The 26,741-nt window shown below is 72.5% G+C and carries 25 protein-coding genes and 1 pseudogene; 10 read left to right on the forward strand and 16 right to left on the reverse strand.

Annotation, left to right across the window (positions count from 1 at the left end):
* Window positions 1-23: 23 nt before the first annotated feature.
* The 9 genes from BJY16_RS33335 to BJY16_RS33375 form a co-directional block, all read right to left on the reverse strand.
* Window positions 24-1,190, reverse strand: coding sequence for a barstar family protein (locus BJY16_RS33335; protein WP_185043527.1), 1,167 nt, complete (start codon window positions 1,188-1,190; stop codon window positions 24-26).
* A complete protein-coding gene (locus BJY16_RS33340; protein WP_185043528.1) occupies window positions 1,184-2,446 on the reverse strand; it encodes an RNA polymerase sigma factor in 1,263 nt (420 codons plus the stop codon). The genes BJY16_RS33335 and BJY16_RS33340 overlap by 7 nt, the downstream gene beginning before the upstream one ends.
* 34 nt (window positions 2,447-2,480) lie before the next feature.
* Complete coding sequence (locus BJY16_RS33345; RefSeq protein ID WP_185043529.1) at window positions 2,481-2,921, reverse strand: YciI family protein; 441 nt, start codon at window positions 2,919-2,921, stop codon at window positions 2,481-2,483.
* A 543-nt stretch (window positions 2,922-3,464) separates the two neighbouring features.
* The gene (locus tag BJY16_RS33350) at window positions 3,465-4,721 is read right to left on the reverse strand and encodes a hypothetical protein (protein WP_185043530.1); all 1,257 of its coding nucleotides are present in this window, start codon (window positions 4,719-4,721) and stop codon (window positions 3,465-3,467) included.
* 7 nt (window positions 4,722-4,728) lie between these two features.
* Window positions 4,729-6,339: a beta-N-acetylhexosaminidase gene (locus BJY16_RS33355; RefSeq protein WP_185043531.1), complete on the reverse strand. Its 1,611-nt coding sequence runs from the start codon at window positions 6,337-6,339 to the stop codon at window positions 4,729-4,731.
* Window positions 6,340-6,347: 8 nt separating this feature from the next.
* Window positions 6,348-7,175, reverse strand: coding sequence for a carbohydrate ABC transporter permease (locus BJY16_RS33360; RefSeq protein ID WP_185043532.1), 828 nt, complete (start codon window positions 7,173-7,175; stop codon window positions 6,348-6,350).
* A complete protein-coding gene (locus BJY16_RS33365) occupies window positions 7,172-8,140 on the reverse strand; it encodes a carbohydrate ABC transporter permease (protein ID WP_185043533.1) in 969 nt (322 codons plus the stop codon). The genes BJY16_RS33360 and BJY16_RS33365 overlap by 4 nt, the downstream gene beginning before the upstream one ends.
* A 7-nt stretch (window positions 8,141-8,147) precedes the next feature.
* Window positions 8,148-9,422, reverse strand: coding sequence for an extracellular solute-binding protein (locus BJY16_RS33370; RefSeq protein ID WP_239177807.1), 1,275 nt, complete (start codon window positions 9,420-9,422; stop codon window positions 8,148-8,150).
* Window positions 9,423-9,511: 89 nt separating this feature from the next.
* Window positions 9,512-10,432 carry a MurR/RpiR family transcriptional regulator gene (locus BJY16_RS33375; RefSeq protein ID WP_239177805.1) on the reverse strand — a complete coding sequence of 307 codons (921 nt, stop codon included), beginning with the start codon at window positions 10,430-10,432 and terminating at the stop codon, window positions 9,512-9,514.
* Window positions 10,433-10,518: 86 nt separating this feature from the next.
* Between BJY16_RS33375 and BJY16_RS33380 the strand changes: the two genes are divergently transcribed.
* Complete coding sequence (locus tag BJY16_RS33380; RefSeq protein ID WP_185043535.1) at window positions 10,519-11,421, forward strand: N-acetylglucosamine kinase; 903 nt, start codon at window positions 10,519-10,521, stop codon at window positions 11,419-11,421.
* Here the strand turns inward: BJY16_RS33380 and BJY16_RS33385 are convergent, their stop codons facing one another.
* A complete protein-coding gene (locus BJY16_RS33385; RefSeq protein WP_185043536.1) occupies window positions 11,422-11,886 on the reverse strand; it encodes an Lrp/AsnC family transcriptional regulator in 465 nt (154 codons plus the stop codon).
* A gap of 80 nt (window positions 11,887-11,966) precedes the next feature.
* Between BJY16_RS33385 and BJY16_RS33390 the strand changes: the two genes are divergently transcribed.
* From BJY16_RS33390 to BJY16_RS33400, 3 genes are read left to right on the forward strand one after another with little or no spacing between them, the layout of a single operon-like run.
* Complete coding sequence (locus tag BJY16_RS33390) at window positions 11,967-13,238, forward strand: APC family permease (RefSeq protein ID WP_185043537.1); 1,272 nt, start codon at window positions 11,967-11,969, stop codon at window positions 13,236-13,238.
* A gap of 9 nt (window positions 13,239-13,247) precedes the next feature.
* Window positions 13,248-14,402: a barstar family protein gene (locus BJY16_RS33395; protein WP_185043538.1), complete on the forward strand. Its 1,155-nt coding sequence runs from the start codon at window positions 13,248-13,250 to the stop codon at window positions 14,400-14,402.
* A gap of 11 nt (window positions 14,403-14,413) precedes the next feature.
* Window positions 14,414-14,647: a DUF7660 family protein gene (locus tag BJY16_RS33400; protein ID WP_185043539.1), complete on the forward strand. Its 234-nt coding sequence runs from the start codon at window positions 14,414-14,416 to the stop codon at window positions 14,645-14,647.
* Here BJY16_RS33400 and BJY16_RS33405 read toward each other — a convergent pair.
* The 4 genes and pseudogenes from BJY16_RS33405 to tnpA form a co-directional block, all read right to left on the reverse strand.
* The gene (locus BJY16_RS33405) at window positions 14,638-15,228 is read right to left on the reverse strand and encodes a GIY-YIG nuclease family protein (protein WP_185043540.1); all 591 of its coding nucleotides are present in this window, start codon (window positions 15,226-15,228) and stop codon (window positions 14,638-14,640) included. The genes BJY16_RS33400 and BJY16_RS33405 overlap by 10 nt on opposite strands.
* Complete coding sequence (locus BJY16_RS33410; RefSeq protein WP_185043541.1) at window positions 15,216-17,525, reverse strand: FtsX-like permease family protein; 2,310 nt, start codon at window positions 17,523-17,525, stop codon at window positions 15,216-15,218. The genes BJY16_RS33405 and BJY16_RS33410 overlap by 13 nt, the downstream gene beginning before the upstream one ends.
* On the reverse strand, window positions 17,519-18,256 hold the full coding sequence (locus tag BJY16_RS33415; protein WP_185043542.1) for an ABC transporter ATP-binding protein: 738 nt from the start codon (window positions 18,254-18,256) through the stop codon (window positions 17,519-17,521). Before BJY16_RS33415 ends, BJY16_RS33410 begins: the two co-directional genes overlap by 7 nt.
* Before the next feature lie 155 nt (window positions 18,257-18,411).
* A pseudogene (tnpA, locus tag BJY16_RS33420) lies at window positions 18,412-18,816 on the reverse strand (IS200/IS605 family transposase).
* 25 nt (window positions 18,817-18,841) lie between these two features.
* Between tnpA and BJY16_RS33425 the strand changes: the two are divergent.
* The 3 genes from BJY16_RS33425 to BJY16_RS33435 are packed head-to-tail and all read left to right on the forward strand — an operon-like array spanning window position 18,842 to window position 21,967.
* The gene (locus BJY16_RS33425) at window positions 18,842-20,074 is read left to right on the forward strand and encodes an RNA-guided endonuclease InsQ/TnpB family protein (protein ID WP_185043543.1); all 1,233 of its coding nucleotides are present in this window, start codon (window positions 18,842-18,844) and stop codon (window positions 20,072-20,074) included.
* 34 nt (window positions 20,075-20,108) lie between these two features.
* Window positions 20,109-21,335, forward strand: a complete 1,227-nt coding sequence (locus BJY16_RS33430) for a sensor histidine kinase (protein WP_239178059.1) — start codon at window positions 20,109-20,111, stop codon at window positions 21,333-21,335.
* Complete coding sequence (locus tag BJY16_RS33435) at window positions 21,308-21,967, forward strand: response regulator (RefSeq protein ID WP_185043544.1); 660 nt, start codon at window positions 21,308-21,310, stop codon at window positions 21,965-21,967. The genes BJY16_RS33430 and BJY16_RS33435 overlap by 28 nt, the downstream gene beginning before the upstream one ends.
* Here BJY16_RS33435 and BJY16_RS33440 read toward each other — a convergent pair.
* Window positions 21,948-23,168, reverse strand: coding sequence for an MFS transporter (locus BJY16_RS33440; RefSeq protein ID WP_185043545.1), 1,221 nt, complete (start codon window positions 23,166-23,168; stop codon window positions 21,948-21,950). The genes BJY16_RS33435 and BJY16_RS33440 overlap by 20 nt on opposite strands.
* Window positions 23,169-23,215: 47 nt before the next feature.
* On the opposite strand from BJY16_RS33440, the gene BJY16_RS33445 reads away from it, so the two are divergent.
* Window positions 23,216-23,566 carry a MerR family transcriptional regulator gene (locus BJY16_RS33445; protein ID WP_185043546.1) on the forward strand — a complete coding sequence of 117 codons (351 nt, stop codon included), beginning with the start codon at window positions 23,216-23,218 and terminating at the stop codon, window positions 23,564-23,566.
* Window positions 23,567-23,570: 4 nt separating this feature from the next.
* Here BJY16_RS33445 and BJY16_RS33450 read toward each other — a convergent pair whose 3' ends face one another.
* Complete coding sequence (locus tag BJY16_RS33450; protein ID WP_185043547.1) at window positions 23,571-24,320, reverse strand: SDR family oxidoreductase; 750 nt, start codon at window positions 24,318-24,320, stop codon at window positions 23,571-23,573.
* A 122-nt stretch (window positions 24,321-24,442) separates the two neighbouring features.
* Here BJY16_RS33450 and BJY16_RS33455 point away from each other — a divergent pair, with 122 nt between their 5' ends.
* Together BJY16_RS33455 and BJY16_RS33460 are read left to right on the forward strand one after the other, a co-directional pair.
* Window positions 24,443-25,072, forward strand: coding sequence for a TetR/AcrR family transcriptional regulator (locus BJY16_RS33455; protein ID WP_185043548.1), 630 nt, complete (start codon window positions 24,443-24,445; stop codon window positions 25,070-25,072).
* A 137-nt stretch (window positions 25,073-25,209) separates the two neighbouring features.
* Window positions 25,210-26,739 (forward strand): M4 family metallopeptidase, encoded by a 1,530-nt coding sequence (locus tag BJY16_RS33460; protein ID WP_185043549.1) that lies wholly within the window; start codon window positions 25,210-25,212, stop codon window positions 26,737-26,739.
* Window positions 26,740-26,741: the final 2 nt, after the last annotated feature.

The following is a 26,741-nucleotide window of genomic DNA, read 5'->3' on the forward strand; positions in this document are numbered from 1 at the left end:
AACGACCTCAGCACGCCCGGCCACTACCGCAGCTCGACCCGGACACCCTCGCCGGTGAGGAACGCGACCAGGTCGTCGAAGGTGGCCGCGGGCCCCCAGCTCATCCGGTCGTAGCCGGGCACCAGGTGCTCCCGCGCCACCCCGGCGTCATGCCAGATCAGCTCGAAGCCGGGGGTGGCGCCGCCGTCCCCGGTGGCCGCGTTCTCGTGCAGCCAGAAGGAGTCCCCTCCGAACCAGCCGCCGGGCCCGTTGACCGCCTCCCCGATCGCGCAGCAGAACCCGTCGTAGTCGGTGACGTAGCGTCCATCCGGGTGATAGACGGTCCCGGCGGGCCGGTCCGCGGTCCGGATCCGGTGCACGGCAGCGGCCTGCACCCACAGCGCCCGGCCGCCGCGGTCCAGCGCCGCCCACTGATTGGGCTCGGCCGGCCCACCGGCCCGCCACAGGTCCCAGATCACCCGCTCGTTGGCGGCGAGCGGCTCCGCGATCCGCGCGTCCAGGCTGATGTCGACCAGGCCGTCCCCGAGAACGGACGGCCGGCTGGCCACCACGCTGCCGGAGATCTCGGGCCCCCAGCCGCTGAGCCGGTGCACCGTGCCGTCGACCCGGACGTGCGCCAGCTCCGCCTCGACCGGCCCGGTGAGCTCCGCCGTGCAGCCGAGCAGGGTGATCGGCGGACCCGGCGGCCAGATCTCCGGCCGCTCGCGGAACAGCCCGGCGATCTCCCGGCACTCCCCGGCCCGCTGCTCCCCGATCAGCAGCCGGTACCCGGCGACGGCGGGCGCCACCGTACCGTTCTGATTGTTGTCGTCGTCCCGCCGATGCCCCTCCAGGTCGACGTTGAGCAGCCCGGACCCGTCCCCCGCGGCCCGGTGCCCGACGACCCGGACATCGAGCAGCTCCTCCATGGTGTGCACGCAGTCCCGGCAGTGCGGCACGCACGGCTCGCTCACCGGCCGGCCCGGCACGTGCGCGGTGTCCACGACGACGTTGCCCAGCCAGGCCGGCCCGTCCCCGTCGATCGCGGCCCGCAGCGCCCCGGCCGGCGCGCAGCCCACCAGTGTGTACCGCTCCCGGGCCGGCTCGGCGGGAAACACCCGGTCGGCGAAGAGCCCGTCGACGTCAGCGCACTCGGTGAGGATGCCGCCGGACGTCTCGTCGAGCAGGCGCCAGCGCGGCGGAATCAGCACTCGGGTCTCCCTTCCAGGGCGGCGACGCGGTCCAGCAGCAGGGTCCGCTCTCGCTCGTTGCGGGTCAGCGCCGCGGCCCGCCGCAGCTCGGACCGCGCCTCGGCGTGCCGGCCGAGCTTGGCCAGCAGATCACCGCGGGTGCTGGGCAACAGATGATAGTTCCGCAAGGCGGGGAAGGCCGCCAGCTGGTCGAGCAGGGCCAGACCCGCCGCCGGGCCGTAGGCCATGGACAGCGCCACCGCCCGGTTCAGCTCGACCACCGGCGACGGCGCCGCCGCGGCCAGTTGCTCGTAGAGCCCGGCGATCCGGACCCAGTCGGTGTCCTCGAAGCGCCGGGCCCGGGCGTGGCAGGCGGCGATCGCGGCCTGCAAGGCGTACGGCCCGGGTGCACCGCCGTCCCGAGCTTTCGCCAGGGCGGCCAGCCCGCGGCCGATCAGCAGCCGGTCCCAGCGGGCCCGGTTCTGGTCGGCGAGCAGGATCGGCTCGCCGTCCGGGCCGGTCCGGGCGGCCGCCCGGGACGCCTGGAACTCCATCAGCGCGACCAGGCCGTGCACCTCCGGCTCGCGCGGGGTGAGCCGGGCCAGGATCCGGCCCAGCCGCAGCGCGTCCTCGCACAGTGCCGGCCGCATCCAGTCGTCGCCGGCGGTGGCCGAGTAGCCCTCGTTGAAGATCAGGTAGATGACCTCGAGGACCGAGGCGAGCCGGGCCGCCAGCTCCGCGCCCTGCGGCACCTCGAACGGCACCTTGGCGGTGGCCAGCGTCTTCTTCGCCCGGACGATCCGCTGGGCCACGGTCGGCTCGGGCACCAGGAAGGCACGGGCGATCTCATCGGTGGTCAGGCCGCCGAGCAGCCGCAGGGTGAGCGCGGCGCGGGCCTCGGTGGACAGCACCGGATGACAGGCGATGAAGACCAGGCGGAGCAGATCGTCGCCGATGCCGTCGTCCTCGGCCACCAGCGTACCGATGTCCGGGGTGCTCTCCGCCAGGTCCCGGCCGACCTCGGCGACCTTGCGCCGGTAGGTCTCGGTGCGCCGGATCTGGTCGATGGCCCGGCGTTTCGCGGTGGTCATCAGCCACGCGCCCGGATTGTCCGGCACGCCGTCGGCCGGCCACTGCTCCAGCGCCGCGACCAGCGCGTCCTGCGCCAGCTCCTCGGCCACGCCGACGTCGCGGACCAGCCTGGTCAGCCCGGCGATCAGCCGCGGCGCCTCGATCCGCCAGACCGCCTCGATCGCGCGGTGGGTGTCAGTGGCCACTCCCTCGTCTACCCCACCGCGCGATCAGAAGCAATCACGCCGACCGGTACGCCGGGTCGGCCTTCTCCTCCCGCCGCGCCACGGCCTCCCGCTGCTCGGCGGTGAACTCCTCACCGAAGTCCTCCCCCGAGTACAGCTTCCGGATCTCGATGTTGGTCGGCTCGCCGGGCGCCGTCGTGATCGGGCAGCGCTTGAACCACTCGACGCACTCCTCCATCGACTTCATCTCGACCAGGTAGAACCCGGCGATCAGCTCCTTGGTCTCGGTGAACGGCCCGTCCACCACGGTCTTCTTCTCCCCGTCGAAGTAGATCCGCGCACCGGTGCCGCTCGGCGCCACCCCCTCGGCGGCCAGCAGCACCCCGGCGCCCACCAGCTCCTCGATGAACTTCCCCATCGTCTCGAAGTCCTCGGTAGCCGGCATGACCCCGGACTCACTCGCCGCAGTCGCCTTGGTGATCACCATGAATCGCATCGCTGTCTCCTCGTGTCAGGGTGCCTTCCACCTACGCGTCGAACGGCGACCACCCCACTCGACACCCTGCCAGAACTTTTTTCCGGGCCCCGCCACATCCCGCCCGGCCGCCACCCCGAACCGACCGCCGAACACCATCCCCGCTGCCGCCATGCCGCCATGCCACCAGCGCATTCATCCCGCTGCCACCATGCCGCCCGCCCTCCAGCGCCCATCCCCGCTGCCGCCATGGCGCCCGCCCTCCAGCGCCCATCCCGACTGCCGCGATGCCGCCCTCCAGCGCCCATCTCGACTGCCGCGATGCCCCCGATCTCTAGCGGATCTTTTTTCGGTACGACCGGCAGCCCCGTGCCAGTCGGCCCGCGATGCCCGCCCCACCCAAGACCGCAGCGCGTGTCGTGCGGACCCGCCGGCACACCGCAAGGACCAGCCCACCCACGACCGCAGCGCGACCCACGGCCCTGTTGCCCGCTCACCAGCCAACACCCCCACCGGCTGGGCACCACCGCGAGCAACCGCAGAGCCGATCGCCGAGCAGGCGGATCAGAGCCGGAACGGATTGGTGGCCAGCGCGGCGAGCAGGAACCACGCGGTCGTCCCGGTGTGCAGGCTGGCGTAGTAGAGGTCGCCGAACCCGGTGTCCAACCCGTCGCTGGACGCCGCCGGGATGCCGCGGCCGTCGCCGGCCGCGGTGGTGGCCTGGGCCTGCTGGATGTTCCAGAGCAGCCGCTTGGCGAGCAGTTCGTCGCCCTTGGCGTCGCGCAGGCGGACGGCGAGGGCGGTGTGCGCGGTGCCCTCCAGCCACACCTTGCTGACGTCGGTGTTGCTGAAGCTGACCCCGGCGACGCCGGCGTCCCGGGCGGCCAGCTGGTCGAGGACCCAGGTCACCGACCGGCGGTACCGGTCGTCGAGGGTGGCCAGGTAGGCCCAGGTCTGCACGTCCTCGGGGATCGGGTTGCGGTTGGTGGTGACGCCGTCCGGGTCGGTGCCGGTCCACACGTGCCCGCTCGCCCGGTCCTGCATCGCGGCGACGAAGCCGAACGCCGCCGCGGCTCGGGCCCGCCACGTGTGGTCGCCGGTGAGCCGGGCGAGCATCGTGAAGAACGCGCCGACGTCGATGTTGTGTTCGGTGGCCTTGAAGGTGAGCGGCTGGTCGGTGGCGCTGCGCCCGCCGGTGTAGCCGTGCGGGGCGCGGGCGCCGTCCCAGGTGTGCTCCTGGATCCAGGTGGCTTCGCGCAGGGCGCCGGTCAGGAAGCGGCGCTGCCGGGTGCGGGCGTGCAGGTGGGCGAGGGCCATTCCCACCCAGGCCTGGTTGCCGGTGTAGGCGGCGGGCGAGCCGATGTCCAGTGTCCCGGTCAGCGTGGTGAACGAGTCCGGCTGGTAGGAGGCCCGGGTACGCCCGTCGCCGATCGGGTCGTGCCGCTGGGCGTAGAGCAGCGTGTCGCCCAGGATGGTGGCGCGTCTGACGTCGGCCGGGGTGCCGCGGGCGAGCCAGGCGAGGATCACCAGCGCGTCGTCGTACGCGAAGGAACTGACGAAGGTCCATTCCGGGGTCTCGAAGAAGCCGCCGGTGTAGCTGCGCGGGACCCGCAGGGCGTCGCCGGCGCCGTACTCGTCGAACTTGGTGTCCAGGAAGTCGTAGGCCTTGCGGACGGCGGCGGCGCTCGCGCCGCGCATCCAGGCCGGCGCGGCGGCCCAGGCCGGGCTGGGCAGCATCGCGCCGGTCAGGAACGCGGTGAAGGCGCTGGAGGCGCCGACGAGCAGGGCCCGCCGGTCCCGGGCGAGCGGTTGCTGTGACATGGGGTCCTCACCTCTGACTGATGTTCGCGACCAGTTGGGCGATGTGCAGGGTGCGTTCCTGGCGGGTCTGCGGGCGGCCGGGCACGCCGGGCCGTTTCTGCCAGGGCAGTGGGCCGCCGGCGTGCCGGTACTCCACGCCGAGCGCGTCGAGCCGGGCCAGGTGGTGGCCGAGCCGGGTCTCGAAGTCGGTGAAGTCGCGGTCGCCGGTGCTCCAGAGCGCCTCGGCCACCGCGCACAACCTCGGGAAGGCGAGGTAGTCGACGGCGCGCGGCGAGTCGGCGTGCTCGGTCCAGATGTTGGCCTGGCCGCCGAGCACGTGCCGGGCCTGGTCCGGGGTGAGCTGCTCGGGCACCGGGTCGAAGGCGTAGACGTCGCGCAGGGTCAGCGGGATGGCGACCGGGATCGGTTCGTCCGGCGACTCGGACTGCCGGTAGTCGAGGTAGACCAGGTCGTCGGGGCAGGCGACGACGTCGTGGCCGCGGCGGGCGGCGGCGACCGCGCCGGTCATGCCGCGCCAGGACGCGACGGTGGCGCCCGGCCCGAGGTCGCCCTCGAGGATCTCGTCCCAGCCGAACAGGCGCCGGCCGGCCGCGGTCAGGTGCGCGTCGAGCCGCCCGAGGAACCAGGCCTGCAACTGTTCCGCACCGGTCAGGCCGAGTTCGGCGAGGCGCTCGCCGGTGCGCTCGTCGGCCTTCCACTGGTCGCGCGGGCACTCGTCGCCGCCGACCCCGATCCACCGGGACGGGAAGAGGTCCATCACCTCGTCGAGGACGCCGGTGAAGAAGTCGACGGTGGATTCCTCGACGTTGAGGATGTCGGTGCTGATCCCCCACCGGGTCCAGACCTGCACCGGCTGCCCGGTCACCCCGAGTTCGGGATAGGCGGCCAGGGCCGCCTGGACATGCCCGGGACTTTCAATTTCCGGTACGACCGTGATGAACCGTTCGGCCGCGTAGGCGACGATCTCCCGTACGTCGTCCTGGGTGTAGAAACCACCGTGCGGCCGGCCGTCTCCCGGGGCGGTGCGGGTGGCGCCGACCTGGCTCTCGTGCCGCCAGCCGCCGACCTCGGTGAGCCGCGGATAGCGTGTGATCTCCAGCCGCCAGCCCTGGTCGTCGGTGAGGTGCCAGTGCAGGGTGTTGAGCCGGTGCAGCGCCATCAGGTCGAGGAAGCGCAGCACGTCGTGCTTGGGCATGAAGTGCCGGGCCACGTCGAGCATCGCCCCGCGCCAGCCGAACCGCGGCTCGTCCTCGATCCGCACGGCCGGGATCGCCCAGCGCTGCCCGGCCACCAGCGAGCGGCGATAGATCTGCGGCGGCAGCAGCTGGAGCAGGGCCTGGCAGCCGTAGAAGACACCGGCGGCGGTTCCGCCGACGATCGTGGCCCGGTCCGGGGTGACCGTGAGCCGGTAGGCCTCCGGGCCGAGATCGTCGGCGAGACCGAGAACGATCGTGCCCGCCTCGGCCGGGGGCAACCGCAGCCCGGTGGCCGGGCGCAGCGCCTGCTGCAGCCAGGTGAGGACGCCGCCGAGCTGATCACCGGCGGAAACCGTGGTGTCGTGGTCCAGGACGAGCTCTCCGCCGCTGGCGCCGAAGGAGAGCGGGCGCGGGATCAACAAGGTGGAACCTAGCCCTTCACGGCGCCGGCGGACATCCCGGCGACGAGGTTGCGCTGAATGATCAGGAAGAAGGCGATGACCGGCAGTGAGAACAGCACCGAGGCGGCCATCTGCCCGCCGAAGTCGGTGCCGGTGTGCGGGTTGGTGAACGAGGCCAGCCACACCGGCAGCGTGTAGCGGCTCTGGTCCTGCATGAACGTGTAGGCGAACAGGTAGTCGTTCCAGGCGGCGATGAACGAGAAGATGCCGGTGGCGATGACGCCCGGGGCGACCAGCGGGAACAGCACCCGGGTCAGCACGCCCCAGGTGGTGGCGCCGTCGATGTGCGCGGCCTCCTCTATCTCGGCCGGGATGGCGACGAAGAAGCCGCGCATCACCCAGATCGAGAACGGCAGCACGGTGGCGACGTAGGCCAGCACCAGCGCCAGGTAGGTGCCGAGCAGGTCGAGGCTGTTGAACATGACGAACATCGGGATCAGCAGCGCGGTGGCCGGCAGCATCTGCACGGCCAGGATGACGACCATGATGGTGCGCCGCCCGCGGAACCGGAACCGGGACAGCGCGGCGGCCGCGAAGATGCCCAGCACGATCGAGGCGAGCACGGTGCAGGCGACCACGATCACGCTGTTCGTCAGGTTGGTCAGGAACTGCTGCTGGGTGACCGCCTTGACGAAGTTGTCCAGGGTGGGGTGCTCCGGCACGAAGACCGGCGTCGCGGTCATCACCTCGGGGCGCGGCTTGAACGCGGTGTTGACCATCCAGTAGACCGGGAAGATCCACACCAGGCAGAACAGCACCGCGACGGTGTTGACGGTCCAGCGGCGGCGTGGCGTCACAGGTCCTCCCCGGATCGGAGCAGCCGGCGGATGTAGACGGCGGTCAGGCCGAGCAGCAGCAGCGTGGTGACCACCGAGATGGCCGCGCCCTGACCGAGGTGGAAGCCGACGAACGCGGTCTTGAAGGTGTAGACGCCGAGCGTGGCGGTGGCGTCGCCGGGTCCGCCGCGGGAGATCAGCCAGATCTGGTTGAAGACGTTGTAGTCCCAGATCACCGACAGGATGGTGACCAGCAGCAGGGTGGGCCGGATGTGGTTGAGCGTGACGATCCGGTAGACCGCGAGCTCGGTGGCGCCGTCCAGCCGGGCCGCCTCCTTGTACTCCTGCGGGACCTGCGTCTCAGCGGCGTTCACGGTCAGCGCGATGAACGGCACCGCCTGCCAGACGATCAGGAGCCAGATGCTGACGTACGCCCGGGCCGGGTCCTGTGCCCAGTTCAGGTCGGTGGTGTCGCCGAAGACGCGGAGCTGGTCGAGGAACCAGTTGACGATGCCGTACCCGGGCTGGAAGAGCCAGTTCCAGACCAGCGAGGAGGCGACGTTCGGCATCGCCCAGGCGACGATCAGCACCACGGTGACGGTGAACCGCATGCCCCGGCCGAGCCGGGTGAGCAGGTGCGAGACACCCATCCCGATCAGCACGCTGCCGGCCACCATCGCCGCGGTGAACAGCACGGTGCGTACCAGCGACATCCAGAACGCGCTGTCGGCCAGCAGCTCGGTGTAGTTGTCGGCGCCGACGGACGTGTACTTCCCGGTGAACAGGGTCCGCTGGTTGTAGTCGGTGAACGAGGTGAAGATCAGGAAGCCGATCGGCGCGAGCGTCACGACGGCGAGCACCAGGCCCGCGGGGCTCAGCAGCCAGAGCGGCGCGCGGGTGCGCCGGCGGCGGGGGCCCGGGTGCGGCGGGGCCGATGCGGCCGGCGGGGCGCCGGCCGCATCGGGAAGGACGGTGGTCACGGGCACGCCGGGGTCACTTGCCGCCGTTGAGGGTGGTCTGCAGGTGCTCGTCGAACTCCTTGCCGGCGTCGGCCGGCGACTTGGCGCCCGAGGCGACCGCGGAGAACACCTGGTTGATGCTCTTGTCGCCCTCCAGGGTGGGCCACTGCGCGGCGGCCGGGGTGGCCTTGGAGTTCAGGGCCGCGGTGAAGAAGCCCTTCTTCTGCTCGTCGACGGTGCCCTGGGCGGCCTGGATGCCCTCGGTGCTGTTCGGGATCCAGCCGTCGGTGCCGAACACGTACTTGTCCTGCACGGCCGGGCTGGCCGCGATCTTCACCCACTGCAGGGCGAGGTCCGGGGTGTCGCTCTTGGTGGCGATGCCCCAGTCGGAGCCGCCGAGCATCACCGGCTGCGCCTTGCCGGACAGGCCGGGCAGCGGGAACGTACCCAGATCCTCGGGCTTGATCTTGGGGTTGGCCTTCTGGATCAGGCCGAGCGAGCCGGTGGTGGACAGGATGGCCGAGGTCTTGCCGTCGGCGAAGACCTGGTTCTGGTCCGGGGTGATGGTGTCGATGGCCTGCGACGCCTTGCTGGAGTAGGCGTTCTGGAAGGTCTTGAAGTCGGTGAGGCCCTTCTGCCCGGCCGGGGTCGAGAAACCGCCGGTCCAGGTGCCGCCCTCGCTGGTGGCGATCTCGCCGCCGGCGTCCCAGAGGAACTGCAGGCCGGCGAACCAGTACTGACCCGGCAGGTAGAACGGCGAGAAGTCGGCGGCCGAGTTCTTCGCCTTGATCTTGTCGAGGGCGGCGGTCAGCTCGGCGTAGGTGGTCGGCGCCGCGGTCACCCCGGCAGCCGCCCAGGTCTTCTTGTTGTAGATGACCGCCCGCGCGCCGGCGAAGCCGGGCACCGCGTAGAGCGCCTTGTCGACGGTGGCCGGCTCCTCCAGGCCCGCGAGCCAGGTGCGGCCCTGCTTCAGATCATCCCGGTACGGCGTCAGGTCGAGCAGCCCGCCGTTGGCGGCGAAGCCGGGCACCTGGGTGTTCCCCAGGTCCAGCACGTCCGGGGTGCCGGAGGTGGACAGCGCCGTACTGATCTTGGTGGTGATCCCCTCCCACTGCTGGATCTGCACGTCCACCTGGGCGCCGGTGGCCTGGGTGAACTGGTCGTTGATGGCCTTGATGGTGGCCTCGGTGTAGTCGCCGTCCATGACCCAGACGGTGAGCGTCTTGCCCTCGCCCTTGGCGTTCGGCACGGCCTTGGGCGCGCCGTCGTCACCGCCGGACGAGCTGCCGCCGCCACCGCAGGCGGTCACGGCCAGGAGCGTGGCGGTACAGAGAGCCGCTGTACCGATGTAACGACGTCCGCGCATAAGAGTTCTCCTCGGTAAGGGGTGTGGCGACTTCAGTTCTTCGTCCGGCCCCGGTTGCGGGTCGGGTTCTTCTCGGGAAGGCGGTGGGCGTCCACGGCGCGGCCGGTCACGTCGAACGCCTCGGCGGTCCGCTCGTAGGTGCGCTGGGCGACGGCGACGTAGATCATGTCGAGGATCAGCAGCTGGGAGTGCAGGGCGGAGAGCGCGGCCAGCCGGAACGTGGTCTCCTGCACGCTGGTGGTGAAGACGACGTCGGCCACCTCGGCCAGCGGCGACCGGCTGTGGCTGGTGAGCGCGACGGTCAGCGCGCCGTGGTCGGCCGCCTCGGCCAGGGTCTCGATCACCTCGCGGGTGCGGCCGGAGTGCGACAGGCCGATCGCCACGTCGCCGGGCAGCAGCAGGGCCGCGTTGGTGAGCGCGGTGTGCGAGTCGGCCCGGTGCCAGATCGGCACCCGGATCCGCTCCAGGCGGAACGCCATCTCGCGGGCGCTGGTGGCGCTGCTGCCCAGGCCGAAGATCTCCACCCGGCCGGCCTCGGCGATCGCGGCCGCGACCCGCTCCACCGCGGCCATGTCCAGCCCGGCCGCGGTGTCCTGGATCGCCCGGGTGTCCGCCGCGGTGACCACGCTCAGCACGTTGGTGAGCGGATCGTCCGGGCTGATGTCGCCGCTGATGTCGGTCTCCCAGCGGGCCTGCTCGGCCCGGCCGGTCTCGGTGGCGATCGCGACCCGCAGGTTCGCATACCCCTTGAAGCCGAGTGTGCGGCTGAACCGGGTGACCGTCGCGGTCGACGTCCCGGACCGCTCGGCCAGGTCGATGATGCTGGCGTGGGCCGCCGTCTCCGGATCGTCGAGGATCGTCTCGGCAATCCGCGCCAGGGCCTCCGGCATGCCCGGCCCCTCGATCCGGAGCCGACCGAGCAGTCCGCCGCTCTCACCCGTCACGTTGGTCATCCTTTTCATCGCCTGCTGTTGTTGATGAAAATTACGACCGCAGCGCGCTCTAGTCAACAACCCTTTCCTATGTTTCGATCTCGTCCATGGAACTGGTGGTGGGCGTGGACGCGGGCGGCACCGCGTCGACCGCCGTGGTCGCGACGACCGGCGGCCGGATCGTCGGACGGGGGCGCTCCGGCCCCGGCAACCCGCTGACCGCCGGCGCCGGCAACGCGGCCGCGTCGGTCGCCGCCGCCGTCCGGGAGGCGCTCGGCGAGCACTCCCCCGCCCGGGTCGGCGCGGCCACGCTCGGCATCGCCGGGCCGGCGACCGCGGCCGTGTTCGCCCCGGCGCTGGCCGCGCTGGGCGTGACCGGGCCGGTCACCGTGGTCGGGGACGTGGTCACCGCGTTCGCGGCCGGCAGCCCCGCCGAGTCCGGGGCGGTGCTGATCGCCGGGACCGGGGCGATCGCCGCCGCGGTGCGGGCCGACTCCGTGGTGCGGACCGCCGACGGCTGGGGCTGGCTGCTCGGCGATGAGGGGTCCGGCCGGTGGATCGGGCTGCAGGCGGTCCGGGTCGCGATCCGCAACTGGTCGTCCCCGCTGGCGGTGCGGATCGCCACCCGGGCCGGCGTCGGCACCGCCGACGAGATGGTCTACTGGGCGCAGGCACTGCCCTGGGAGGAGATCGGCGCGCTGGTCCCGCTGGTCTGCGCGGCGGCCCGGGCCGGCGACCCGCACGCCACGGCGATCGTCGAGCAGGCCGTCACCCACCTGGTCCGCACCCTGGACGAGCTGGGCGCCCCGGGCCCGGTCGTCCTCGGCGGCGGCCTGCTGGCCGGCGACACCCCGGTCCGCGACGGTGTCCTGGCCACCCTCCGCTCCCGCGGCGACCACCCCCGCACCAGCACCGATCCGGCCGCCGGCGCCGCCTGGCTGGCCGCCCGGCCCCGCAGCCCGCTGCCGTCGGCGGCCCTGCACGAGGCGCTGCTCGGCGTCCGGCACTGATCAGGGGCGGCGGGGCAGCAGGCCCGGCGCCGGGTTGCTGAACTCCTGGAAGATGACCGAGGTGCGGAACCCGGTGACCTCGCTGCGCTTGCTCAGCTTGTCCAGCAGGAAACCGTGCAGCGCGTCCAGGTCGGGGACGCCGACGTGCAGCAGGAAGTCGTCGCCGCCGGCCAGCACGAAGACGCTGAGCACCTCGGGCAGCTGCGACGCGGACGCCTTGAACGTGTCGATGACCGCCCGGCTCAGCGGCCGCACCTGGACCGACACCATCGCCTGCACCCCGCGGTTGAGCGCGGCCGGGTCGATGTCGGCGTGGTAGCCGCGGATCACCCCGCGCCGGGTCAGCGAACGGACCCGTTCCAGGCAGGTGGACGGGGCGATGCCGAGCTGCCGGGCGAGCTCCCGGTTGGAGAGCCGAGCATCTGACTGAAGCAGACCGATGAGACGCGCGTCTAGTTCGTCCATGCACCCATTTTCGCGTCCAGTTCCGATCGTTCGTTCGGCGGTGAGCCGATCACACCGAACGTCTACCTAGCGTCGATCCCATGGAAACGCATCGTCTGGGAGTGTGGCAGGGGACCGCGACCGTGCTCGGCGGCGTGCTCGGGCCGGGCATGCTGGTGCTCCCGCATCTGGCCGCCGAGGCCGCCGGACCCGGGTCGATCCTCGCCTGGGCCGGGCTGATCGTGGTCAGCGTCCCGGTGGCGTTTACGTTCGCGCTGCTCGGGCTGCGTCATCCGGACGGTGGCGGGGTGGCGCACTTCGCCGGGATCGCGGTCGGGCGGTGGGCGTACGCCGCAGTGGGGTGGTGGTTCTTCGTGTCGGTCCCGATCGGGACCTTCGCCGGGGCGCTCGCCGGTGGCATCTACGCGGCGGACGCGTTCGGCTGGGACGGGCGGACCACGGTGGTGATCGCGTTCGGGCTGCTCGCCGCGGCGTTCACGGCGAACGCGGCCGGCCTGCGGACCAGCGGCCGGATGCAGGTGGTGATGGTCGGCCTGCTGCTCGCGGTGCTGGCCACCGCGATCGTGGCGAGCGTGCCGGCAGTCCGCGCCGACCGGTTCACCCCGTTCCTGCCGCACGGCCTGGCCGGGGTGGGCAGCGCCGTCGGCGTGCTGATCTTCGCGTTCGTCGGGTGGGAGGCCGCCAGCCACCTGTCCGCCGAGTTCGCCGGGCGGCGGCTGCTGACCGCGACCGGGCTCACCCTCGCCACGATCACCGTGGTCTACCTGGGCGTGGCGGTCACCGTCGTCGGGTCCGGCGCGGCCGCGTCGCCGGTCCCGCTCACCGCGATGATGACCGGGCTCGGCAGCGCCGTCGCCGGACCGGTCACCGGGACGGCGGCGTTCGTGCTGACCTTCGGCGCGATCAACACCTACATCGCCGGCGCCTCCCGGCTCGGCGTCGCCCTCGCCGAGCAGCGCCTGCTGCCGCACCGGATCGCGGCCCCGCACCGCAGCCTGCTCGTGCTCGGGGCGGCGATCACCGTCGTCGGCGCGGCCACGCTGCTGCACCCGATCGGCCTGGACCCGCTGCTGCGCGCGACGTCCGCGTGCCTGGCCGCCGTCATGGCCGTCGGCACCCTGGCCGCGGTCCGCCTGCTGCCGGCCGGGTGGATGCGCGCCGTCGCGGTCGCCGCCTGCGCCCTGACCGCCGTGATGCTGCTGCTCAGCGGCGTCTACCTGGCCGTGCCCGCGGTCATCGCCGCCACCGGCTTCGCCACTCAGCTGTTCCGGCCGTCGAGGCGGCCGCCGGTCGTGCCGCCGCCGAGGTCCCCGGCGACGGTGGGCGCGGACGCGGCTCCACCGGTTGCCTAGGATCACCGCGTGCCGAACCCGCCGCGCTGGCGCCTGCTCGACAACACGTCCGGCGCCACCCTGACCGAGTGCGCCGAGATCGACGGCCTCTCCACCGATCGCGTGTTCCCGGTCGAACCGGCCTACGAGCGCTACACCCTGCTGGGTTGCGCTCCGGCCGGTCCGCTGCGCGCGGCGCTCGACGGCACCGGCCCGGCCTGGCTCGGCAACCTCGGCCTCGGGGGCGTGCACGCCCCCGAGCCCTGCCAGCCGGGATGCTACGACTGCTACAGCATCGGGGAGGAACTGCTCGACGTCCGCGTCATCGGGCACCGCCCGGCCGAGGACGGGTCCGGTCTGCTCGACATCGAACTGGAAGGCCATCGCCGCGACGACGACAACAACGCGGGCGGCACCGCCGCGCCCCAAGTCTCCGGTTATCGATTGATCACTGATGACGAGCAGCGCGCCGGCCAGTGCCGTGACATCAGCGGGTTGTTCCACGAGCGGCCGGAGATCTGGCCTCAGGGCCCGCTGGTGACCCTGCTCGGCTGCCGTCCCGGACTTCCCGCTTCCTTCAACGCCGAGCTGGCCCACGTCCGCGTTGACGGCACGGTCCACCACCTCGGACGCTGGGGCCTCGGGTTGTCCGGCCGGATCTTGGACACCCGGCCCTCCAGGCTCGGCGAGGGCCTGGTCGACATCGGGCTGGCCGCGCGCTTCCCGTCACCGCTCGCCGCCGGCGAGCGCCCGCTCTGGGACATGTGGCGAGCCGGCGGGCCGGCCGAAACCAATCAGTGGGCCGCACTCGACCGCAGCGGCCGCTACCTGTGGATCCGCGCCGCCCGGATCCACCGGATCCACGCCCCGGACAAGCCCGCCGGCACCGTCTATCACCTGGACGGACGCCACATCACCGACTACGACGCCTTCTACTGCGCGATGGGTGAGGCGATCAACGGCCCCGGCGGCTGGTTCGGCGGCGACCCGTTCTGGCTGCACGAGAACGCCGGCACCGGCGACGGCGGCGCCACACCCGGGTTCCGGCTGATCTGGCACCACTCCGACGTCGCCCGCACCCATCTGGTGCCCGGCTACGACCGCAAGAGCTGGGGACCCGCCGTCACCTTCGACGACCTGGTCCGCTTCCTCCACGAGGACGGCGTCCAGCTCGACCTGCGGTGACAAGGTGAAGCATGGACACCGGACGTTCCACCGACGCTGATCCCTCGGACGTACGGACCCGTGAGGACGCCGTGCGCGTGATCGAGGCGATGGCCGCGGACCTGCGGCGCCATCCGGACGCGTGGGAGAACGCCACGCTCGACCGCTTCCTCGAAGCCCTGGCCGCCGTGGTGGAGGACGGGACCGCCGAGCCGAGCTGGCGCACGTTCGCCGAGCTGCTGGTCGCGGCCAGCGGCTACGAGTGACCCTCGGCCGGGCCGGCCGAGTCGTTGTATCGCGCCTTGGCGGCGACCACAGCCGGCTGAACGTGCTCCGGGTCGACGCCGCTGACGTTGAGCGGCGGGTGCAGACGCCGGACCAGGGTCGCCTCGACGGAGTTCGGCTCCGCGTCCTGCGCCCAGGTCAGCCGCAGGTTCGCGTGCATCCACGCGGTCAGCCGCGCCTCGTCCTCGGGCACCAGGACGACCCGGTCGGTCCAGGTCGTCCGGTAGCCCTCGGACACCAGCAGGCCGGCCAGCGTGCGCCGCAGCGTCGAGCTACCCGACCGCCGCAGGTGGTTGCGCAGGATCCGGCCCCGCAGGGTGGTCGCCCGGCCCAGATAGAGCAGCCGCAGCGACGGCACGTGCTGGTTCACCATGCCGGGCAGCTCGGGGAAGACCGACGGAGCGGCCCACCAGGCGTAGACCCCGCTGCCCCGGCCGAGCTGCTTGACCGCCACGTCCACGGCGACCGGCACGCCGGACAGCAGCCGCAGCGCAGCCTCGGCCCGGGCCAGAGCGGGTGACGCGACCTCGGGTGGTGTTTCGGGAGCATTCACCGGGGCCATGGTAGGCGAAGCGCCGCCGCGACCACCGCGACGGCGGCACAGGCCAGCACGGTCAGCCCGAGTGGCTGCCACGGCACGACGATCGCGGCGGGCGCGCCGAGCCGGACCAGCGCACCCCAGATGCCGAGCAGGTTCACCGCCGTCACCAGCAGCCCGAGCAACGCCCCGACCAGTACCACGACCACCGCCTCGGCGACCACCAGGAGCAGCACCTGCCGCCGGGTGGCCCCGGCCAGCCGGAGCACCGCCCGGTCCCGGGCCTGCCCGGCCGCGGACATCAGCATCGTGTTGGCCACCGCGATCCCGGTGTAGACCAGCGCGATGCCCAGCACCACGACATAGCCGGCCCGGGTCTGGCGGCTGCCGGTCGGCCGCTGCCCGGCAAGCCACTGCTCGCGGGTCTGCACGAGCGTCCCCGCCGGCCAGGCTGCGGTCGCCACCGGGCCGGTCAGGTCGAGGCGGTCGGGCCGGGCCCCGCCGGCGTTGTGCCTGGTCACGTAGACGCCGTTGTCGCCGGTGCCGGTGGCCAGCACCGCCACGATCCGCAGCGACCGCGGTGTCCCGTCGCCGAGCCACACGTCGACCCGCTCCCCGACCGTGTGCTCGGCCCACTCCTGGTTGACCACGATGCCGTCGTCGTCCAGGTCCTCCAGGCGGCCGGCGACCACCGGCAGCCGGCGCACCGTGGTCAGCGTCTGCGGATCGACGGCCTGGGCCGGCGACCGGATAAGCGCGACGCCGTCCTCCAGGGTGTAGACCGCCGTGGTCGCGCTGGCCGCGGGCCAGGTGTCCAGGCCGGGGCCGGTCACGATCACGTCGGCCGTGGTCCGCCGGTCAAGTTCGGCCGCCTTGGCCGCACCGATCGTGGCCGTCGCGCCGAGCAGCGAACCGGCCAGCGCCACGGTCACCAGCACCGGGGCGGCGACCGCCGCGGTCCGCCGCACCCCCGCCCGGACGTTCTCCCGCACCAGCATCCCGGTCACCCCCGGCAGCCGCACGGCCAGCCGGGTCAGCGGCCCGACCAGGATCGGCGCGAGCAGCGCCACCGCGGTGATCAGCAGCATCGGCTGGGTCGTGTAGGTCTTGCGGTGCAGCGCGTCGCCGGGATCGCTGAGCAGCCGCCAGCCGAGCAGCCCGAGCCCGGTGGCCAGCAGCCCGGCGCCGGAGATCCACCGCCCGAGGGTCATCGCGCCGCTGTCCACCGAAGCTTCGCGCAGCGCCTCGGCCGGCCGGATCCGACCGGCCCGGACCGTCGCGGCGGCGACCCCGGCCAGCGCGACCAGCAGCCCGGTCCAGAACGCCACGTGGTAGGGCCACCGGTGGTCGCCGATGGCGAACCAGGCCGGCGCCAGCCGTTCGCCGACCAGGATCCGCGCGAGCAGCGGCGCGCCCCGGGCGCCGAGCGCGCATCCGGCCGCCGAGGCGACGACGCCGGCCACCGCCGCTTCCGCGATCATCGTCCAGCGGACCTGTCGCGGGGTCGCGCCCGCGGTGCGCAGCAGGGCGATCTCCCGGCGCCGCTGCGCGACGGCGAACGCGAACGTGGACGCGACCACGAACACCGACACGAAAGCGGTCACCCCACCCGCCGTCCCGAGCAGCGCGTTCATCGCGATCAGCGCGTCGCGATCGCGGTCCGGGTCGGGGTCGGCGCGCCGCCGCTGGTCGCCGGTGAGCACCGAGGCCGCGTCGCCGACCACCGCCCGCACCGCCTCCGGCGCCGCCGCGACGACCAGGTTGTCGATCCGCGGCGCGAGCTTCGCGGCCGCGTCATCGCTGAAGAAGACCGGCTTTTCGTACGCGACCGCGCCCACCACACCGGTGACCGTGTAGTCGTTCTGCCCGGCCGGGGTCCGCAGCCGCATCGTCCGCCCGACCAGCGCCGGCTCCCCCGCCAAGACGATGTCGCGCTCGCCCCGGGGCGGGTGCCCGGCGATCAGCCGGTAGCCGCCGAACCCGGCCACCGACCAGGGATGCCCGACCAGGCCGGCGTCCACCGGGAACGAACGGTCGGCGACGGTCGGCCCGAGCACGCCCAGTCGCCCAGCGAGGTCCGCCGGGACCGCACGCGGCTGCGCGAGTGGCTGGACCCGGTCGCCGACCCGCAGCTCGTCGACGCCGTGCACCACGACCGGCGCCCCGGCGAACCGCTCCGGACGCTGCTCCGGCGCGTCCAGGGTGGCGGCCAGCCCGAGCCCCATCGTGGCGATCAGCGCCACTCCGAGCGCGAGCGCCACGAAGGTGCCGGCCAGCGTGATCCACCGGGCGCGCAGGCTGCTCAGCGTCACGATCAGCACGCGGCCGCCGCCATCCGGGTCATCTCGGCGGCGACCGCCTCGGCCGACGGCGCGGCCAGGCTGCCGCTGAGTCGCCCGTCGGCGAGGAACACCACCCGGTCGGCGTACGACGCGGCGACCGGGTCGTGGGTGACCATCACGATCGTCTGCCGCTCGTCGTCGGCCATCCCGCGCAGCGTCCGCAGCACCGCCCGGCCGGTCGCCGAGTCCAGCGCCCCGGTCGGCTCGTCGGCGAAGAGCACCTCGGGCCGGGTGATCAACGCCCGGGCGATCGCGACCCGCTGCTGCTGGCCGCCGGACAACTCGCTCGGGCGGTGCCCGAACCGGTCGGCCAGCCCGACCCGCGCGAGAGCGTCGCGCACCTGCGCCCGGCCGGGCCGGCGCCCGGCGAGGCGCAGCGGCAGCGCCACGTTCTGCTCGGCGGACAGCGTGGGCAGCAGGTTGAACGCCTGGAAGACGAACCCGATCCGGTCCCGGCGCAGCCGGGTCAGCCGGTTCTCGCCGAGCGTGGTCAGCTCGGTGTCGCCGAGCAGCACCGAGCCGGACGTCGGCCGGTCCAGCCCGGCCGCGCACTGCAACAGCGTCGACTTGCCGGAGCCGGACGGGCCCATCACGGCGGTGAAGGTGCCCGCGGCGAACGCCAGGGTGAGGTCGTGCAGCGCGGTCACCGTGGCGTCGCCGGAACCGAAGGTCCGCACGACACGCTGGAGCCGGAGGGCGTCTCGGGTCATGGGCTCCAGCCTGTCGCCCGGCCACCCCGGGCACGACCCCGCCAGATGGCGTCTTCGCGGTAGTGCCAGTGCTACCAGAATGCGGGCCAGTGCTCCGGGCTTCAAGCCGGGGGTGAAGGCCCGCGCTGGGAGGGCCGCTAGGTCCGAGCAGTGCTTTAACCGGGCCGGTTCTGCTGCTCGATGTACTGGTTGACGACGTTCAGCGGTGCGCCGCCGGCGGAGTCTGCGAAGTACGAGCCGGAGCAGAGTTTGTTGGCCGGTAGTAGTGGCGTACCAGGTTGGGGAACTCTTGGCGCAGGCGGCGGGAGGAGACGCCCTTGAGCGAGTTGACCAGTCGAGCGACGGCCACCTTGGGTGGGAAGTTGACGAGCAGGTGCACGTGATTGTTCTCGCCGTTGAGCTCGACCAGCTCTGCCTCGAAGTCGGCGCAGATGTCGCGCATGATCGCCTGCATCCGGACCAGGTGCTGGTCGGTGAACACCTTGTGCCGGAACTTCGTCACGAAAACCAAGTAAACGTGCATCGCAAAAAACACAGTGCCTACCTTGAAGCTCAGCCATAAGCCAACATGTGACAGTGATGGTCGTGCAGCTCCGTTACAACTTCCGGGTCACCCCGGACGCCGCCCAGCGCACCGCGCTGGCGCAGGCGTTCGGGTGTGCCCGCGTGGTTTTCAACGACGGACTCAGGCTGCGTCAACAGGCCCGCGAGGCAGGCGAGAAGTACCTCTCCGACGGCGACCTGTCGAAGCTGGTCATCACCCAGGCCAAGGCCACCGAGGACCGGGCGTGGCTGGGCGAGGTGTCGGCCGTGGTGTTGCAGCAAGCCCTCGCGGACCTGAACACCGCGTACCGCAACTTCTTCGCCTCGGTCACCGGAAAGCGCAAGGGCCGCAAGGTCGCCCCGCCCCGGTTCCGGTCGCGCAAGGACAACCGGCAGGCGATCCGGTTCACCAAGAACAGCAGGTTCAAGGTCCTGGACAACGGCCGCCTGCGGCTGCCGAAGATCGGCGACCTACCGGTCCGCTGGTCGCGGACCCTGCCGTCGGACCCGTCCAGCGTCACGATCATCAAAGACGCGGCAAACCGGTACTTCGCCTCCTTCGTCGTGACCGTCGGCGAGGACGAGATGCTGCCGCCGGTCGAGCCGCAGATCGGCATCGACCTCGGGCTGACCCACTTCGCGGTCATGTCCGACGGCACGAAGGTGACCGCGCCGAAGTTCCTGCGGCGGGCGGCCCGCAAGCTCAAGCGGTTGCAGCAAGCCCTCTCGCGTAAGCGCAAGGGCAGCAACCGCCGCAAGAAGGCTGTCATCAAGGTCGCCAGGGCGCACGCCCGGGTGGCTGACACCCGGCGCGACTGGCAGCACAAACTGTCCACGGCGATCATCCGCGACAACCAAGCGGTGTACGTCGAGGACCTGTGCGTGACCGGTCTCGGCCGGACCCGGCTCGCCAAGAGCGTGCACGACGCGGGCTGGGCCAGCTTCACCACCATGCTGGAGTACAAGGCGGCCCGGTACGGGCGCACGTTCGCCCGGGTGGACCGGTTCTTCCCGTCCACCCGAATGTGTTCGGACTGCGGACGGATCACCGAGAAGTTGGCGCTGAACGTTCGGGAGTGGGACTGCCCCTGCGGCAGTCACCACGACCGGGACGTCAACGCCGCCATCAACATCAAGGCCGCCGGGCAGGCGGACTTCAACGACCGTCGAGCGCAGGTAAGACCAGGACTCATCCCGGCACCGCGCAATGAAGCGGTAACCCGCCAGAACGCCGCGCGTGCCACGCGCAGCGTGGCTGGAATCGCCGTCCTTTAAGACGGCGAGGATGTCAACGCTTATGGTGTCGGCCATGTGGTTCCCGGGGTCGTGGCGCGCGGCGCTCTACCTGCTGGCCAACGGTGTCGCCGGCCTGCTCGCCCTGCTCGTGTCGCTGCTGCTGTTCGCGGTCGGCGGCGTGCTCGCGGTGGCCGTGGTGGGCCTGCCGCTGCTCGCCGCGCTGGCCCTGATCGGCCTGCCGGCGGCCACTCTGGAACGCCGCCTGCAGCGCCTGGTCAGCGACCGGCCGCTGCCGCACGGGCACCGGGAGCCGCCCGGGCCGGGGCTGGCCCCGTGGCTGCGCACCCGGTACACCGAGGGGGCCACCTGGCGGGAGCTCGGCTTCGCGGCGCTGCTGATGACCGTGCTGTGGCCGCTGGACCTGCTCGCGGTGACGCTGGCCGTGACCGTTCCGGCGGCGCTGCTCGCCACGCCGGTGCTGTTCGACGGCGAGCAGGTCAACGTGCTCAAGGCGTACCCGGTGACCACCTGGCCGCAGGCGTTCCTCACCGCCGTGGCCGGGCTGCTCGTCCTGCTCGCCTGCGCCTACGGCCTGCGCGTGGTGGCCGGTGCGCAGGCCGCGCTGACCCGGCTGATCCTCGCGCCCGGCGGCGAACACCAGCAGGTGGTCGAGCTGACCCGTTCGCGGGTGCGGCTGGTCGACGCGTTCGAGGCGGAGCGCGCCCGGATCGAGCGGGACCTGCACGACGGCGCCCAGCAGCGGCTGGTGGCCCTGTCGATGATGCTCGGCCTGGCCCGGCTGGACGCCCCGCCGGGCCCGCTCGGCGACCAGCTGTCCCGGGCGCACGAGGAGGCGGATCGGGTGCTGGTCGAGCTGCGCGAGCTGATCCGGGGCATCCAGCCGCCGGTGCTGACCGATTTCGGCCTGGCCGCCGCGGTCGCCGACCTGGCCGGCCGCTGTCACGTGCCGGTCGATGTCGACTTCCCGGTGGCTGGGCGCTTTCCTCGCGCGGTCGAGTCGGCCGGCTACTTCGTGGTCGCCGAGGCGCTGGCCAACCTGGCCAAGCACGCCGGCGCCGACCGGGGCACGATCATCGGCCGGTACGCCGCGGGGATACTGACCGTCGAGGTCGCCGACGACGGGTGCGGCGGCGCCGCGATCGGGGCCGGGACCGGCCTGATCGGGCTCGCCGACCGGGTCTCGGTGGTCGGTGGCAGACTGTCGCTGTCCAGCCCGGCGGGCGGGCCGACCCGCGTGACCATGGAGATTCCTTGCCAGGCCCTTCCGGACTCCGCGTAGTCCTCGCCGAAGACAGCGTCCTGCTCCGCGACGGCCTGACCGGGTTGCTGGCCCGGTTCGGTCACGAGGTGGTCGCCGCGGTGGGCGACAGCGGCGCCCTGCGGGACGCGGTCGCCGGCCTGGCTCCGGACGTGGTGGTGACCGACGTCCGGATGCCGCCCGGTTTCCAGGACGAGGGCCTGCGCGCCGCCATAAACCTGCGGCGCGCCCACCCGCGGCTGCCGATCCTGGTGCTCAGCCAGTACGTCGAGACCCGGTACGCCACCGAGCTGCTCGACGCCGGCGACGGCACCCACGTCGGCTACCTGCTCAAGGACCGGATCGGGCACGTCACCGAGTTCGTCGACGCGCTGCGCCGGGTGGTGGACGGCGGCACCGTGGTCGACCCGGAGGTGGTCCGGCAGCTGCTGCGCCGCCGCCGCGACCCGCTGGCCCGGCTGACGCCCCGGGAGCGCGAGGTGCTCGCACTGGTCGCCGAGGGCCGCTCCAACCTGGCCATCGCCGCCGAGCTGACCGTCACCGAGGCCTCGGTCGCCAAGCACATCCGCAGCATCCTGCACAAACTGGGCCTGCCGCCGGACGACGAGACGCACCGCCGGGTGCTCGCCGTGCTCACCTTCCTGCGCTGCTGACCCGCGCCCCGCGCCGCTCGATCAGCGCGCACAGCCACCCGGCCACGGTGACGATCACCGCGAGGGCGACCCAGCCGGGAGTGCCGCCGTCGACGCAGAGCGTGATGACGACGACCGGGGCCACCGCCTCGACGAACCCGTGACCGAGTCCGATCACGCCCTGGTACTGGCCCTGCGCCTCCGGCCGGGCCAGCGCGAAGGACAGCTCGAACGTCCCGGCCGCCTGCCACACCTCGGCCAGCGAGTGGACCAGCACCGCGACCAGCAGCAGCGCGACGGCGACCCAGGCCGGCGGTCCGGCCGCGAAAGCCATCAGCACCCAGGCCACCAGGAACAGCGGCCCGGATCGGGCCAGCAGCCGGGCCGCCGTCCGGGGTCCGTCGATCGACCGGGTCGCCGGGATCTGGGTGAGCGCCACGGTGACCGCGGCGACGAACAGCACCAGGGCGGCCATCGAGCGTGGCGCCGCGGTCCGCAGCACGATCCACACCGGCAGCGCCTGGACCAGCACCCAGTACTGCAGGCTGGCCACCGACGAGGCGGCGGTGAACCCGAGGTAGCGCCGGTCGCGCAGCGCCACCCAGCGCGGCTCGTCCGAGGCGGCGGTGACGGCCCGGGTCGGCGGCAGGTGCGGCAGCCGGGTCAGCACCGCGGCCGCCAGCAGGAACGTCACCGCGTCGGTCAAGATCAAGCTGAGGTACGCCGCGCGGCTGTCGACGGCCAGGACCGCGGCCGCGCCCAGCATGCCGATCGCCAGCCCCACGTTGGTGACCGCCCGCAGGTAGGTCCGCAGCGCGGCGCCGCGCCCCTGCTCGGCCAGCACCCCGATCATCGCCCCGCGGGCGCTGCCCGACCCGGCCCGGCCGATCGCCGCGACCGACGCCACCAGGATCAGCGCCCACAGGTCGTGGACCAGCAGCAGCCCGACGCTGGCCGCCGCCTCCACCAGCATCGCGGCGATCAGGACCTCCCGGGCGCCGCGCCGGTCCGCCTGGTCGCCGACCAGCACACCGGCGCCGAACCCGATCAGCGAGCCGATGGTGAGCCCGGCGCCGGCCTCGGCCGGGCTGAGCCCGGCCGACCGGATCAGGAAGATCGTGCCGGCGGACAGGAACAGTCCCATCCCGACGGTGTTGACCAGGGTGGACAGCGCCATCAGGCGCTGCCGGGAGTCGCGTGGGACCGCGAGATCGATCGGCATGCCCGCACGCTAAGGTTTGACATGGGTGTCAACGTCAAGGGCGGATCATGCTGATCAATCAGCTGGCGCACCGCAGCGGGGTGAGCACGCGGGCGCTGCGGCACTACGACCGGCTGGGTCTGCTCTCCTCCCGCCGTCTCGGCAACGGTTACCGCGACTTCGCCGACTGCGCGGTCGAGGAGGTGCGCCGGATCCGGCTGCTGCTCGACATCGGGCTGAGCCTGCAGGCGGCGGCGGAGGTGCTGCCCTGCTTCACCCCGGACGGCGAGCTGACCTCCTGCCCGACCGCCCGCGAGCGGCTGCGCGGGCAGATCGTCCAGGTGGACAGCTCCATCGCGCAGCTCCAGCACCTCCGCAAGCAGCTCGCCGGCACTCTCGACAACCTGGTCGACGACTGACGACTCAGATCTGGCTCGCGCCGCCGTCGACGTAGATCTCGGCGCCGGTCATGAAGCTGCTGGCGTCCGAGGCCAGGAAGAGCACCGCGTCGGCGATCTCGTCCGGCTTGCCGAGCCGGTTCATCGGCACCCCGGCGGCCAGGCCCTTCAGCAGCTGCTCCGCCTCGGCCGGGTCGCCGGCCAGGCCGCTGAGCCCGGGCGTCTCGATCGGTCCGGGCGCGATCGCGTTGACCCGGATCCCCTGGCCGACCAGTTCGGCCGCCCAGCTGCGGGCGAACGAGCGCAGCGCCGCCTTGCTCGCCGCGTAGACGCTGAACGACCCGGCGCCCTTCACGTCGATGTTCGAGCTGGTCAGGATCACCGACGCGCCCCGGTTGAGCAGCGGCAGCGCCTTCTGCACGGTGAACAGCGTGCCGCCGACGTTGGTGTTGAAGGTGTCGGCGTAGTGCTGCCAGGTCACGTCGCTCAGCGCTGCGAACTCGCCGCCGCCGGCGTTGGCGAACAGGATGTCCAGCCCCGCGCCGCGCGCCGAGATCGCCGCGACGACCCGGTCCAGGTCGTCGAGGTTCGCGACGTCGGCCCGCACCCCGGTCGCCTGTCCGCCGAGCGCGGCGACGGCCTCGTCCAGCACGTCCTGGCGCCGCCCGGTGACGAAGACGTGCGCGCCCTCGGCCGCCAGCCGCCGCGCCGCGGCCAGGCCGATTCCCGAGGTGGCGCCGGTCACCAGAGCGGTCTTGCCGTCGAACTGTCCCATCACGAACTCCCTCAACTATTTCTGTACCGTTCGGTACCGATGTGAGGAACGCTAGCACCGGGCTGGCTAATTCCGTACCGATCGGTACAGTTGAGCTGCGTCACAGTGACAGGAGGCAGTCGATGGCGGAGAAGACGCGCGAGCGCGGCCGGCCCCGGGGCTTCGACGCCGACGCGGCCCTGGACCGCGCGGTCGAGGTGTTCTGGCGGCACGGTTACGAGGGCGCCTCGCTCAGCGACCTGACCGGGGCCATGGGGATCAACCGGACCAGCATGTACGCCGCCTACGGCGGCAAGGAGGACCTGTTCCGCCGCGCGGTGGCCCGTTACGCCGAGGCCGACATGGCATACGCCCGGGAGGCCCTCGCCGAGCCCACCGCGTACCGGGTGATCGAGCGCTTCCTGCGGACCAACGCGGACGCCCTCACCCGACCGGACCGCCCGGCCGGCTGCCTGTCCATCCAGGGCGGCCTGGCCTGCGGCAGCGACAACGGCCACGTGGCCCAGTTCCTCGCCGCCAGCCGCCTGGCCGGCGAGCAGGCCCTCACCGAGCGGCTCACCCGCGCCGCCGAGGAGGGCGACCTCCCCACCGGCACCGACCCGGCCGCCCTGGCCCGCTACGTGATGGTGGTCAGTGAGGGCAACGCGGTGCACGCCGCCGCCGGCGTCCCCCGCGAGGCCCTGCACGCCACCGTCGACCTGGCGCTGCGCGCCGTTCCCGGTCATCCGTCGTCACATTTGACGACATCGTGACAACAGCGAGGGTTTTCCCTATTTCTTAAATCGACCTCCGTGGATAGCGTCACTCCTGTCTCACCCGGTCCCGGCCACCCCGCCGCACCGGCAGTCGAGCCCGCCCGCCACCCCCCGGGCGGGAAAGGAGTTACGAGATGGCACGAATCCCCCTGGGCATCGCGCTGGCCGCCGGCACCGCGGCGGCCTCGGCGCTGGTCGCGGTGTCCGGTCCAGCGGCGGCGCAGACGCCCACCCCGGCGGTGGACCCGGTCGCCCAGGCCGACGCGGTGGTCGCCGCCCGGCCGGCCGCGCTGCACGCCGGCGCGCACGACGCCTTCCAGCGCAGCCAGGTCTTCCGGTCGCAGGGCCTGACCTATTCGGCCTACGACCGCACCTACAAGGGACTGCCGGTCAAGGGCGGCGACCTGGTCGTGGTCACCGACGCCGCCGGCCAGACCCGGTACACCTCGGTGGCGCAGAGCAGCCCGCTCGGCGAGCTGTCGACCGTACCGAAAATCTCCCCGAGCGACGCGGTCGTGACCGCGAAGCAGCAGCTGAAGAGCGTGTCCGGGGTGGAGGGCACGCGCCTGGTGGTGGTCGCGGCCGAGGGCCGCACGCCGACCCTGGCCTACGAGACCACGGTGAACGGGACCAGCGCCGAGGACGTCAGCCGGCTCACCGTCGACGTCGACGCGGTCAGCGGCAAGGTGCTCGCCACCGAGGAGCACGTCACCGAGGTGACCGGCACCGGCACCGGCTGGATCAACGGCACTGTCTCGCTGAACACCACGCAGTCCGGCTCCACCTACTCGCTCAAGGACCCGACGACCACGAACCTGAGCTGCCAGGACGCCTCCACCCGGGTGACCTTCAGCGGTTCCGACAACGTCTGGGGCAACGGCAACGGGACCAGCAAGGAGACCGGCTGCGTGGACGCGTTCTACGTGGCGCAGAAGCAGAAGGCGATGCTGACCGCGTGGCTGGGCCGCAACGGGCAGAACGGCTCCGGCGGCGCGTGGCCGATCCGGGTCGGGCTGAACCAGCAGAACGCCTACTACGACGGCACCCAGGTGCAGATCGGCAAGAACACCGCCGGTAAGTGGATCTCGTCGGCCGACGTGGTCGGGCACGAGCTGGGCCACGGCATCGACGACAAGACGCCGGGCGGCATCTCGAAGGGCGGCACCCAGGAGTTCGTCGCCGACACCATCGGCGCGGCCACCGAGGCGTACGCGGCCAACCCGAACGACCCGGCCGACTACCAGGTCGGCGAGGAGGTCAACCTGGTCGGCAGCGGCCCGATCCGGTACATGTACAACCCGTCGCTCGCCGGCGACAGCAACTGCTACTCCAGCAGCACCCCCAGCCAGGAGGTGCACGCCGCGGCCGGGCCCGGTAACCACTGGTTCTACCTGCTGGCGCAGGGCAGCAGCGGGAACGGCCAGCCGGCCAGCCCGACCTGCAACGGCTCCACGGTGACCGGCGTCGGCATCCAGACCGCCATCAAGATCATGTACAACGCGATGCTGCTGAAGACGTCCAGCTCGTCCTACGCCAAGTACCGGGTGTGGACGCTGCAGGCGGCGAAGAACCTCTACCCGGGCAGCTGCACCCAGTTCAACGCGGTGAAGGCCGCCTGGAACGCGGTCAGCCTGCCGGCCCAGTCCGGCGAGCCCACCTGCTAGGA

Source organism: Actinoplanes octamycinicus (assembly GCF_014205225.1).
Taxonomy (GTDB): domain Bacteria; phylum Actinomycetota; class Actinomycetes; order Mycobacteriales; family Micromonosporaceae; genus Actinoplanes; species Actinoplanes octamycinicus.